Genomic DNA, 11,640 nt, shown 5'->3' on the forward strand with positions numbered 1-11,640 from the left:
ACTGTGCTTAAACGCAGACAAGTCAAAACAGCTCTAACGCAACTAATGATCACGCTTCATCAGGTAATCGGCTATCTCCAGCAAACGAGAAGAATCGGGAATACCGCTCTCTGTTATCACTTTTTTAGCAGATGTGGTGAGTTCCTCCACCTGCTGCAAAGATGCGTCCATACCAATGAAATACGGATAGGTAACCTTCTCCTGTTCAACATCACTTTGCGTTTTCTTACCCATTTTGCTCTCATCGCCTATGAGGTCCAGTATATCGTCCTGTATCTGAAAAGCCAGTCCCAAGTCTCGTCCAAAGCGGCGAAGCGCCTCTAATTGACTCTTGTCCGCCCCACCAATCCGTCCACCTGCCAAGAGCGAGAAAATAATCAAATCAGCAGTTTTATGAAGATGGATATATTCCAGTTCCTCGATCCCCGTCATTCCTTGCTCTCCTGACATATCGGCGACCTGTCCGCCTACCATGCCCCGCGCGCCACTCATTTCGGACAAATCCTCAACAATGGACAATAGCGCATCGGATGAAACACCGTGACGCCGTCCTGCTTGCACAATGCTGTAAAAGGCATGGGTCAACAAAGCATCACCCGCAAGGACGGCAACCGCCTCGCCGTATACCTTATGATTCGTTAGCTTACCTCGCCGATAATCATCATCATCCATGGCTGGCAAGTCGTCATGAATGAGAGAATACGTATGTACCATTTCTACCGCACATGCCACTGGCAACGCAGCTTCCCTGCTTCCACCGAATGCTTCAGCAGCAGCGATCACAAGCAGAGGCCGCAGCCGTTTTCCGCCTGCGGTGAGTGAATAATTCATAGATTCTCGAAGAACATCGGGAATGTTCCAATCGGCCGGGAACTGCTCGGTCAGCGCAGACGAAACCGCATCCGCCGTCCCGGTTAAATATTCCTTGAACGACGGTCTATTCAAGCCCTTCACCGCCGTTTTCATCTAATCCGCCGCCAAAAGGCTTCTTGCGCAAATCTCCATCCTCTTCCACGATCATTTCAATTTTACGTTCGACCTGCTCCAGCTTTTGACTGCAAAGCTGAGACAGCTTCATCCCCCGCTGGAACAAATCAATGGCTTGCTCCAGAGGAACGTCTCCATGCTCCAGTTGTCCGACAATTTCTTCAAGAGCGGCCATAGCCGCTTCAAAATTCAATTCCGTTTCATTCGCCACCGTGCTTCGCGTCCTCCTTCATTCCCCATACTTGGCAGTCCAACTGCCCATCACTTACTTTAATCTTGATGGAATCTCCCGGCTGTACGTCTTTGAGCGACTTAATCAGCCGTTTCTCCTGCTCATCGTATACCAAGCTATAGCCTCGGGCCATGACTTTGAGTGGGCTCAGCGCATCCAGCTGACGAATTCCCGTGTGCAACTGCTGCTGTCCCGTTTTCGTAATAGCACGCATCGCAGACTCCAGCTGACGTTGCGCCATATCCGTCTGCTTGCGTGCCGAACGAATTTGTTCACGCGGATTAAACCGTTCTAGTACCTGACGCATACGTGCATTCTTTTCTGCGTTCAAACGTGAACGGTTACCCGCTGCGCGGATTAGCCGCTGATGCAGCATGTCCATTCGCTCTGCATGCTGTAGCATATAGCGGCGTGGGTGCAGCAGGACTGGTGAACGCTGAAGCCTCGCCAAGCGTTCGCGGCTGGTTTCCAGCCGCTGCCGGAGGGCGTTACGCAGGCGTTGCTCACGTTGGAGCAACTGATCCCGTAGCTCTGCCTGATTAGGCACAGCCAACTCAGCTGCTGCGGTTGGCGTTGCTGCACGCAAGTCAGCCACAAAATCGGCAATGGTAAAATCCGTTTCGTGTCCAACTGCCGAAATAACCGGAATGACCGATGCGTAAATGGCGCGCGCAACCGCTTCCTCATTAAACGCCCACAGTTCTTCCAACGAGCCACCTCCCCGTCCGACGATCATCACCTGAACCTCTTGCATACGATTCATAGCTTCAATTGCCTTGACGATCGAGGGTGCGGCTCCTTTTCCTTGTACAAGCACAGGATACAACACAATTCCAGCTTGCGGGTATCGCCGTTGAAGGGTCGTAATAATATCACGCACAGCCGCTCCGGTCGGTGACGTAATCACGCCAATGGTAGCCGGATGGGCAGGGAGATTACGCTTACGAGCAGTATCAAACATTCCCTCTGCATCCAGCTTTTGCTTGAGCTGTTCGTAAGCCAAATAAAGGCTTCCTATACCATCAGGCTGCATTTGAGTCGCATAAAACTGATATTGTCCATCTCGTTCGTACACGGATACGTTTCCCCGGGCAATAACACGCGTACCTTCTTTCGGTACGAAGGGAAGCCGCTGATTATGGGTTGCAAACATAATCGAACGTATGCGGCTCCCCTCATCCTTGAGCGTAAAGTACATGTGACCACTCGAATGATGCGTAAAATTAGAAATTTCCCCGCGTATCCATACATCAGACAGTACCTGATCCGATTCCAGTTTCATCCGGATATAACGATTCAGGTCCTTTATAGAGTAAATACGTTGTTCAGCCACAGGCAGCTGCCCTTATGCCAAACCGTGCGACCGCTTGGCCGCTACAAGTGTATTTTGCATCAACATCGTAATCGTCATCGGGCCTACTCCGCCGGGAACAGGCGTAATCGGACCAGACACTTGCTTCACGCTCTCAAAATCAACGTCCCCTGCCAGCTTTCCGTTCTCCAGACGGTTCATCCCCACATCTATCACTACCGCTCCGGGCTTCACGAACGAAGCATCAATAAAGTTGGCTTTGCCGATCGCAACGACTAAGATATCCGCTTGTCGACTTAGTTCCGCCATATTCGCTGTACGGGAGTGGCACATCGTAACCGTAGCATTTTCACGCTGCAACAATAAAGACACCGGCTTACCTACGATATTACTGCGACCAATAACTACCGCATGTTTACCAGCAATCTCCACTCCAGCACGCTTGATTAACTCAATGACTCCAGCAGGAGTACAAGGCAATAGACTATCGTCACCGATGACCAAATTTCCTACGTTCACCGGATGAAATCCATCCACATCCTTCTCCACTGCAATCGCATTAATGACAGCTTTTTCATGAATATGCTTTGGCAACGGCAGTTGAACCAAAATCCCATGGATAGTACTTTGATGGTTCAGCTTGTCCACTAGTTCCAGTAATGCTTCCTGCGAAGTATCTGTTGCCAACCGGTGAACCTCTGAGTAATAGCCGAGATCATGGCACGCCTTTTCCTTGTTTTTAACATACACCTGCGAAGCGGGATCTTCGCCTACCAATACAACAGCCAGTCCCGGTTGAAAGCGGTGCTCTTTCAGACGAAAGACCTCTTGCTGAATGCTCGCGCGAATATCCTGAGAGATTTGTTTACCATCAATGATCGGTGCTGACATGTTTAACCACTCTCCAACCTGATTCAGTAGTCTCTACTTAAAAACGTGCTTTCAATTGCTCCAGTTCTTGAATCACTCTTCCCAGTACACCATTAACAAATTTACCGGATTCCTCGGTACCAAAGTGCTTCGACAACTCAATCGCTTCATTAACAGCTACCTTGGCTGGAACATCCTCACGAAAAATCATCTCATATGCCGCAAGTCTCAAAATTTGACGATCTACACGTGAAAGTCTGCTGATCTGCCAGCCTTTTAGATAATCCACCAACAGCCCATCAATGGCTTCCTTATGCTCCCACGTACCCCGCACATGCTCTAAAACATACGCTCTTAACACTGCCGCGTCTTTAACGACAACTTCCGCTTCGTTTTCCTCAGCGGCTTCCTGAAGCAACATGTCCACGGCTGATGCCGCATCCACTTCATTCATTTCCATATGGTACATACTCTGTACCGCTAATTCCCTCGCCAGACGTCTTTTCATGCCCTGCCTCCTACGCTTGCCTATATCTATTTTTCATTCTAACCAATTTCCACAAAAAAACCTGTGAACGCATCCTCCAAAACGTTGGGCGCAAAGAAGCTACAGCTCTATTTTGGAGAACACGTATCACAGGGTTCATTTAAAAGGACGCCAACGCTGCGACAACCAATCGCCCCATTCCTTCCAAGGGAGAAATGAACCAAGCGCTGAATCGCTACGTCTTCCTAGCGTATATCCGATGAACACCATCAATGCAAAGAACAACATATTCCAAAAGCCTGCCCACAAATAAATAAAACCGAAAAAAATACCAGCCGTGATCCCCATGATCCGGCCCTTGTAACTTCCCCATATTTCTTTCCAGGGCATCAGGGAAAATCACCTCTATTCCACACGACTCTTAAAGCTGGGTGACTGAGAAACATTAGCGATGTACACCGACACATTGGACACAGGAATTCCTGTAATTTCTTCCACATGATCGTGTACCCCCTTTTGTACCTCGGAGGTTAACACCGGAATGGAGCTTTCCCCGTCTACAACCGCCCGAATCGTAATATCAAGTCCCGATTCCAACACGCGAACGCGTGCTTTCAAATCCTGCATCCCGCGAAATCGGGAAGCTGCTTTGAGGCACAGATTTTCAATGGTGTCCACTGAAATCTGAATGTCACCATATTCCGTTCGTTGATCAATAGAATGCTGTACGGTTTGGTTCCGTCGAATAGAGATATAAAAAAAACGAAGACTCAATAACAACAGAACCCCTGCAATAATCAGGCTGGTAAACCACACCACTCGCTCATCCTCAATACTTAAAACATACGGAATGGCCCCGCTCAGGAGGAGGATGGCGAGAATGGAAATAATTCCGATACTTAAGCTGTACAAGAACAGCAGAAGTCTGTCCATAACTTTAGCCACGAAACGCACAGCCTCCTTAAATTAGAGTAAACCCTCGACCCATAAGGGTCGGGGGTTTGTACAAAGTATCGCTCTATTTAACCCGTCCGGCGCCCAGCACTTCTGGCTCTTCTACTTTTTCGGCATTTTTGAATTGAACATCATGAATTTGCACGTTCACTTCAACAACGTTAAGACCTGTCATGTTCTCAATCGAACGCTTAACATTATGCTGAATAGCAGCAGCCACCTCAGGCAGACGGTTACCGTACTCAATAATGACGGAGACGTCTACAGCAGCTTCACGCTGTCCGACTTCCACTTTTACACCTTTAGATAAATTTTTGCGACCTAGCAGTTCGGCAAACCCACCAGCAAATCCGCCACTCATTCCCGCTACGCCTGGTACCTCAACGGTAGCCAGTCCGGCAATGACTTCAATAACTTCTGGGGCAATTTGAATCTCCCCAATTTCTGTACGTTCGAATTCGGTTGGCACTGTGCTCATACCTTCAACACCTTTCGGTCAAAATAAGTTTCATTCCAGCTTTGGATTTCAAAGCAGACATGCTCACTTATTATCCATACTATATCATTTGGCGTTCATTATGACAAACTGAGGAAATATACCGATTAAACTTCGTTTTCCTCCAAAAATTTAATATCAAAATCGCCTTTAATAAAGGTCGGATGCTCTAGCAAACGCTGATGAAAAGAAATCGTTGTGGGTATGCCCTCAATAGCAAACTCAGACAAAGCCCGCTTCATTTTGGCAATTGCATCTTGCCGTGTAGGTGCCCACACAATCAGCTTGGCGATCATAGAGTCATAATAAGGAGGAATGCTATAACCTGGATATGCTGCACTGTCTACCCGTACTCCAGGACCGCCTGGAGGCAGATAAAATCCGATTTTACCCGGTGCAGGCATAAAATTGCGATCCGGGTCCTCAGCGTTAATACGGCATTCTATCGCCCAACCATTGATGGTGACTTCTTCCTGCGTAAAGGAAAGCGGATGTCCTTCAGCGACAGAAATCATTTCCTTAATCAGGTCTACACCAGTAATCATTTCTGTTACGGGATGTTCTACCTGAATACGTGTATTCATTTCCATGAAATAGAAATTATTGTCCGGGCCGAGCAAAAATTCGAGAGTACCTGCACCAGAGTATTGAACGGCCAAAGCTGCACGAACAGCTGCCTGACCCATTTCTTCACGGACATCCTGCGAAAGCACAGGACATGGTGCTTCCTCCAACAACTTCTGACGACGACGCTGCACAGAGCAGTCCCGTTCGCCCAAATGGGCAACATTACCATGCTTGTCCGCTATGATCTGTATTTCCACATGTTTCATACCGGTCAAATATTTTTCTAGGTACACACCCGCATTGCCAAATGCCTTTTGCGCCTCCTGCTGAGCGGTAGTGATTTGCTGAATGAGGTTATCCTCATCTTCGGCGATACGAATACCTTTACCTCCGCCACCTGCTGTGGCCTTGATAATTACCGGATATCCGATATCACGTGCGATGCTGATCGCATCCTGCAAATCCTCAACCAGCCCGTCTGAACCCGGAATAACCGGAACTCCGGCATCCTTCATGGTCTGCTTGGCAACGGCTTTATCTCCCATTTTGTTAATGGCTTCAGGAGAAGGACCAATAAACGTAATATTACACGATTCGCAAATTTCAGCGAAGTCTGCGTTTTCCGCCAAAAATCCGTAACCTGGATGAATGGCATCACATTCAGTCAATGTAGCAACGCTCATCAGGTTCGTAAAATTAAGGTAGCTGTCCTTAGATAGCGTCGGTCCGATACAGTAAGCCTCATCTGCGAGACGCACATGTAACGAATCCTTGTCAGCTTCCGAATATACGGCAACTGTCGAAATATTCATCTCGCGGCAAGCGCGAATGATACGAACCGCAATTTCTCCACGATTCGCAATCAATACTTTTTGAAATGTCATGACTTTATCCTCCCTGGGAGCAGTCTTGCCGAACCCTCAAAAGAGGGTACAAACAAGCTTTTTACTCCGGTTTCACAAGGAACAATGGCTGGCCATACTCGACCAACTGTCCGTTTTCGGCTAAAATTTCCACAATTTCGCCCTTCACTTCAGCTTCCAGCTCATTCATCAGCTTCATCGCTTCAATGATACATACCGTTGTTTTTTCGCCCACTTTGCTGCCAATACTCACATACGGAGCCGTATCCGGGGATGAAGAACTATAGAAAGTGCCTACCATCGGAGATACGATTTTATGTAGATTGCTTGCATATTCCCTCGGTTCCCCAACAGTTGCAGGTCCAACATCGGACTGTACTTGTGGATTTGGAATAACAGCTTGTGGTTCCACTGCATAAGCAGGTGTTGCCACAGGAGCCTGTACCGTAACGATCTCGCTTTTGCCAGGTTTCCGGATCAACAGGCGAGTTCCTTCATTTTCAATTTCAAGCTCATGCACAGACGTTTCATCCACCAGCTTGATCAATTCCTTAATCTCGCTTAATTTAAACATCTCTATTAATCACTCCTTCAGCATTTTGCCGGTTGCTGATTACATTGTTGAAACAGCTTTATGTATTATATCACAATCATTAAAAATAGAAAGAGCCCGGAATAATGCAGAAATCCGGGCTTTTTCGCGTTTTTTGTCTTATTGTGTAACATACTGGACACTGATCTTATCCTGCGTTACGTTCAGTTCCTTCATGACTTTATCAACAATTGTTACCGCTTGCTTAGCATCCAATTTTTCACTCAGAACCACTACTTTGTATTTATCAGCATCTTCCTCACGGACGACCGCATTGGCGAACTGCTGCTGAAGCTCTTCTTCAATTCCAGTAATTTTAGCCTGCTTATCTTCAAGTACATGTAATTCCTTTTGAGCCTCCGCAGCTTTCTTTGGTGTGCTGTCGTTCATTGCGGTAGTCAGTTCATCATTTTTCTTCTGATTTTCCACGTCCCGTTCCAGCAAATAGTTGTCAATCACAGCTGCTGCTGTAGGTTGGGCAGCTTGATCGGTTGCCACTTGATCCAGTACCTGCTGGTCGGTTTTGGCTGTAGAGGCTGCTTTGTCGTCACTTTGTGCTGTCGCGTCCGTCTTAGTTGCAGTTGTGTTTTGATCGGATGTCGCTGGTTCAGTAGTAGGGGTATCTGCCGTATCTTTATCGCCTTTTGAGTTTTCTGTTGCTGGGTCAGTTGTAGAAGCCGTATCCGACTTTGTGGAAATTGCTGATGCTCCATCAGTTACTTTTCCATTCGTCACTACTTCATTTACCTTCAGTTCGTTCAATTGTTCCTCTGTCTTCGTCGTTGCTTCCTGTGCGGCATCCTGCTTAACCTTGCTCACTTGCTCACTATCGGCTACTGGTGGATTTGCAGGGCTTGAGTCCTCTGTAAACAAATAATACGCAGACAGCACGACCATTAAACTCAGCATGGACACCAGCCAAACGGTTTGTCTTTTATTATTCATGTTCCGTCCTCCATATTCATAAATGGTTTAAAATATAAACTTCTTTGTTTCTAAATTCCAAATTATCCCTGCTTGCGCGGTACGACTGAAATTTTGTAGGAAGGTACATTTAGTCCCTTCTGTACAGCATCGACAATTAGCTGCTTCACTGTAGGGTTTTCTGCCCCCATAGCCACAACAAGCACTCCCCTCACCTGCGGTTTTACTTTTTTTGTCACAATCGGAGTGTGCTGACCACCTGATGACTCATAGGTGACAATTTCACCATCACGTGTATATTGAGTAGTGTGCCGTTGTCCACCATTGGCGTCCGTCTCGTTATTCTCTTCCTGCATGTCCTTTACATTGCGTTGAACGATAACTTCTTCGGTAGAGTCTACCGTAACCATGACATCGACGGTTCCTACGCCAACAATCTGCTCTAGCATCTGTTTCATATTGTCCTCAAAAACCTTCTCGATCCCGGCAAAGGAACTTTCTTCACCTGTTGTTGTCTCTAACGTAGGCTCATTTTTCATCACACCAGGCGGTTCACGGCCTACGTTTTCTGGATCGACCTTTTTCACATTAACGAATGAATTAAAAAGCATGATCGCTACACCGATAAGGCCAAGTATAAGCAACCAACGAAATGAGTTGAATCTTTTCGCCCCATCCGCCCCTCCACCCAGCCATTGCTCCAGCTTTTTCAGCCATTTGCTCATTTCTGCTCACCTCCTGTTACCATTCATGTGTTCCATCCTGCGATGAAACCACCTGAACATTTTTGCTGTCTATCCCCCATTTTTCACGTAGAAGTCCTGTAATTAAGCCAAAAGCTTTTGTATCCGTTGGCTTTCCGTCCTCAGCAGTTTTATCAGGATTACGATCATCTTCTCGCGTTCCTTCATTAAAATCTGAATTTTTTGTATGTGTCGGTTCCACACGAATATTCACTGTCTTTTCGGCTACAGGCTCCACCATAATCGGCTTGGCATCTGCACCAGGCGAGACGTCTGTGTTGTTCTTTTCTTTTTCTGGCTGCTGCTCCGCCAATTTGACCACTACCGACTGGACACCCGTTCCTGCCTCCAGCTCCGATTCCTTCTGTTGAATCTTTGCAAGGGTAACCTGGACCGACTGAATTGCTAACCCAGTATATTGTTCCAATTGTCCTTTCATTTCCTTAGCTACCTCTTTGCCAGCCCATTGCATGGAGCTTTGTTCTTGCTGTTGCTTCAACTGGCTGCCTTTTGCTAAAATCTCCTCCAATGTCGGTTCCCTCTTGCCTGTCTCAGCCTGACGTTGAAGATCCAATGCTCGCCCTAGAACCTCGGAGGGGCTGCTGCTCAGTAAGCGCACGACCGGAGACAGCAACGTCAGCAAAATAAGCAGGCTAAGAACGAGTTTGACATACCTTTCCATAGATCGGCTCGGTAAGATCATATCGACAAAAGAAGCCAGCAACACGATTAGCACCAGTTCCTTAAGCCAGCCTCCCAGCCAAGTCACGTCACTCTCCTCCCCCCTTGTTGGTTTACATGCATTGGTTCACCTCATCATGACCGTCATATTGCCTGCTGCGAGCATGACTGTAATCGCAAGGAAGGACATTAATCCCACTGCCGCCAACGCCGCGAAAACATAAATCATACTCTTGCCGATCGCATCCAGACAATCCACGATAGGCGTATCACCCAAAGGCTGCATGATCGCTGCTGTCACTTTATAAATAAGCGCCAGCGTCAGAATCTTGAGGGCGGGAAAGGCGCACAGGAACAAAATAATAATGACTCCTACCAGACCAATGGCATTTTTAACGAGCAGCGAAGCCGAAATGACTGTATCTGTCGCATCTGCCAACGCCTTGCCGACCACCGGAACAAAGCTACCTGTAATATATTTGGCTGTACGGATCGTTAATCCGTCAGTAACGGACGATGTCAAGCCTTGTACCGAAATGACTCCCAGAAAAATGGTCAGCAGCACTCCCAGCACTGCTACTCCAGCGTTCCGCAACAGATCGGCTAGCTGGGTCAGCTTGTATTTGCCCGTCAGCGAGTTGACCAAGTACAGCACAGCCGAGAAGAACAGCAGCGGGAAAACCAGCGTATGAATGACCGTTCCGACTGTGTTGATCATAAATACAATCAGCGGGTGGGTCACCGAAACTGTTACGACGTTCCCCATCGAGGCTAGCATGGTAAACAGCAAAGGCAACATTGCCATCATGAAGTGAATCATGCTATCAATCGCTTCTTTGGCATAACCAATCGCTACACTAAAGCTATTAATCGCCAAAATGATAATGACCATGTATACGATAGCGTAGGCCACTTTGCTGACCTGTTTGCTTTCAAAAGCGCTTTGTAGCGTTTCCAGCACCATACTCATAATGCTGAGCATGACGATGGTGACAAGCAACTTGGCATTTACTCGGATTTCATGGATGAAAAAATCAGCTATAGCGCTCAATACACCCTTTATGCTGAACCCTTCACCGCCTGGAAGCAGCATGTCCATGAAGGAAGGCGTTTTCTGATCCGGGAAAAATCCGCCGTATTGCTGCATGAGCCCGTCCCAATAATGTTCTACTTCATCTTTGGGCATTTGCTCCGCCTGCTGTCTGATCCATTCGTTTGTCGGTGTATCTGCAAAGAGGAACGCAGCCGAGGCACACCAGAGACATAGCAGCAACATTGCAATTACTTTGAGATTCGGCATGCCCCCCAGCCTTTTCATGGCATCACCCCCTCAGGCGGGCATCAGCTTCAGAATGGTATCAATAATAATGCTGATAATCGGGATAGCAAGCACCATGATGAGCACCTTTCCGGTAAGCTCAATTTTGGAAGCAATCCCGTCTTGTCCTGCATCCCGAACGATTTGCGCTCCAAATTCAGCAATATAAGCGATACCGATTATTTTCAAGACGGTTTTAAAATAGATCATATCCATGCCTGAAGACCGGGCCAGTCGCTCCAGTACAGCAACCACAGATCCGATCTTGCCAATCAGCAGCAAAAAAATGACGATTCCCGCAGCTGTTGCAATCAAAAAGGCAAACATCGGCTTCTGTTCCTTAATGACTAAAATAAGGACTGTGGCAATGAGGGCGAAGCCCACCACCTGAATAATTTCCATGTGTCCACCTACTGAAAAAGAAAGATAGATTTGATCTCTTGCAGAAGGTTATCCAGCATTCGCACCACCATGAACAGGACCACGACGAAACCGATGACCGTTACCCAGTGCGCCATGTCTTCTTTGCCCATTTGCTTTAATACGGTATGAATCATAGCGATAATAATGCCAATTCCGGCAATCTGGAAAATCGCATTCACTTCTAAATTCAT

General features: G+C 47.3%; 16 protein-coding genes. All 16 read right to left on the reverse strand.

The window, feature by feature from the left end; genetic code table 11:
• Positions 1–42: 42 nt before the first annotated feature.
• Positions 43–966, reverse strand: a complete 924-nt coding sequence (locus T3H97_RS15385) for a polyprenyl synthetase family protein (protein ID WP_328800177.1) — start codon at positions 964–966, stop codon at positions 43–45.
• A complete protein-coding gene (xseB, locus tag T3H97_RS15390) occupies positions 938–1,198 on the reverse strand; it encodes an exodeoxyribonuclease VII small subunit (protein ID WP_013310814.1) in 261 nt (86 codons plus the stop codon). The genes T3H97_RS15385 and xseB overlap by 29 nt, the downstream gene beginning before the upstream one ends.
• A complete protein-coding gene (xseA, locus tag T3H97_RS15395; protein WP_328800178.1) occupies positions 1,188–2,552 on the reverse strand; it encodes an exodeoxyribonuclease VII large subunit in 1,365 nt (454 codons plus the stop codon). The genes xseB and xseA overlap by 11 nt, the downstream gene beginning before the upstream one ends.
• A 12-nt stretch (positions 2,553–2,564) precedes the next feature.
• The gene (gene folD / locus T3H97_RS15400) at positions 2,565–3,422 is read right to left on the reverse strand and encodes a bifunctional methylenetetrahydrofolate dehydrogenase/methenyltetrahydrofolate cyclohydrolase FolD (protein WP_328800179.1); all 858 of its coding nucleotides are present in this window, start codon (positions 3,420–3,422) and stop codon (positions 2,565–2,567) included.
• Between the two features lie 37 nt (positions 3,423–3,459).
• On the reverse strand, positions 3,460–3,909 hold the full coding sequence (nusB, locus tag T3H97_RS15405) for a transcription antitermination factor NusB (RefSeq protein ID WP_328800180.1): 450 nt from the start codon (positions 3,907–3,909) through the stop codon (positions 3,460–3,462).
• Positions 3,910–4,044: 135 nt separating this feature from the next.
• Complete coding sequence (locus T3H97_RS15410) at positions 4,045–4,278, reverse strand: DUF2273 domain-containing protein (protein ID WP_023989248.1); 234 nt, start codon at positions 4,276–4,278, stop codon at positions 4,045–4,047.
• Positions 4,279–4,293: 15 nt separating this feature from the next.
• On the reverse strand, positions 4,294–4,833 hold the full coding sequence (gene amaP / locus T3H97_RS15415; RefSeq protein ID WP_013310819.1) for an alkaline shock response membrane anchor protein AmaP: 540 nt from the start codon (positions 4,831–4,833) through the stop codon (positions 4,294–4,296).
• A 73-nt stretch (positions 4,834–4,906) separates the two neighbouring features.
• Positions 4,907–5,320 (reverse strand): Asp23/Gls24 family envelope stress response protein, encoded by a 414-nt coding sequence (locus T3H97_RS15420; RefSeq protein ID WP_013310820.1) that lies wholly within the window; start codon positions 5,318–5,320, stop codon positions 4,907–4,909.
• Positions 5,321–5,445: 125 nt separating this feature from the next.
• The gene (gene accC, locus T3H97_RS15425) at positions 5,446–6,789 is read right to left on the reverse strand and encodes an acetyl-CoA carboxylase biotin carboxylase subunit (protein WP_023989250.1); all 1,344 of its coding nucleotides are present in this window, start codon (positions 6,787–6,789) and stop codon (positions 5,446–5,448) included.
• A 61-nt stretch (positions 6,790–6,850) separates the two neighbouring features.
• The gene (gene accB / locus T3H97_RS15430) at positions 6,851–7,342 is read right to left on the reverse strand and encodes an acetyl-CoA carboxylase biotin carboxyl carrier protein (protein WP_328800181.1); all 492 of its coding nucleotides are present in this window, start codon (positions 7,340–7,342) and stop codon (positions 6,851–6,853) included.
• Positions 7,343–7,480: 138 nt separating this feature from the next.
• Positions 7,481–8,305, reverse strand: coding sequence for a SpoIIIAH-like family protein (locus tag T3H97_RS15435; protein WP_328800182.1), 825 nt, complete (start codon positions 8,303–8,305; stop codon positions 7,481–7,483).
• A 62-nt stretch (positions 8,306–8,367) separates the two neighbouring features.
• Positions 8,368–9,009 (reverse strand): stage III sporulation protein AG, encoded by a 642-nt coding sequence (gene spoIIIAG / locus T3H97_RS15440; RefSeq protein WP_029517255.1) that lies wholly within the window; start codon positions 9,007–9,009, stop codon positions 8,368–8,370.
• A gap of 16 nt (positions 9,010–9,025) precedes the next feature.
• Positions 9,026–9,796, reverse strand: a complete 771-nt coding sequence (gene spoIIIAF, locus T3H97_RS15445; protein ID WP_328800183.1) for a stage III sporulation protein AF — start codon at positions 9,794–9,796, stop codon at positions 9,026–9,028.
• A 39-nt stretch (positions 9,797–9,835) separates the two neighbouring features.
• A complete protein-coding gene (gene spoIIIAE, locus T3H97_RS15450) occupies positions 9,836–11,026 on the reverse strand; it encodes a stage III sporulation protein AE (RefSeq protein ID WP_328800184.1) in 1,191 nt (396 codons plus the stop codon).
• A gap of 12 nt (positions 11,027–11,038) precedes the next feature.
• Entirely contained in the window at positions 11,039–11,428 is a 390-nt protein-coding gene (spoIIIAD, locus tag T3H97_RS15455) for a stage III sporulation protein AD (RefSeq protein ID WP_013310826.1), read from the reverse strand.
• 8 nt (positions 11,429–11,436) lie between these two features.
• Positions 11,437–11,640, reverse strand: coding sequence for a stage III sporulation protein AC (spoIIIAC, locus tag T3H97_RS15460; RefSeq protein WP_010345636.1), 204 nt, complete (start codon positions 11,638–11,640; stop codon positions 11,437–11,439).

The organism is Paenibacillus sp. LX16 (genome assembly GCF_036252815.1).
GTDB classification, from domain to species: Bacteria; Bacillota; Bacilli; order Paenibacillales; family Paenibacillaceae; genus Paenibacillus; species Paenibacillus polymyxa_B.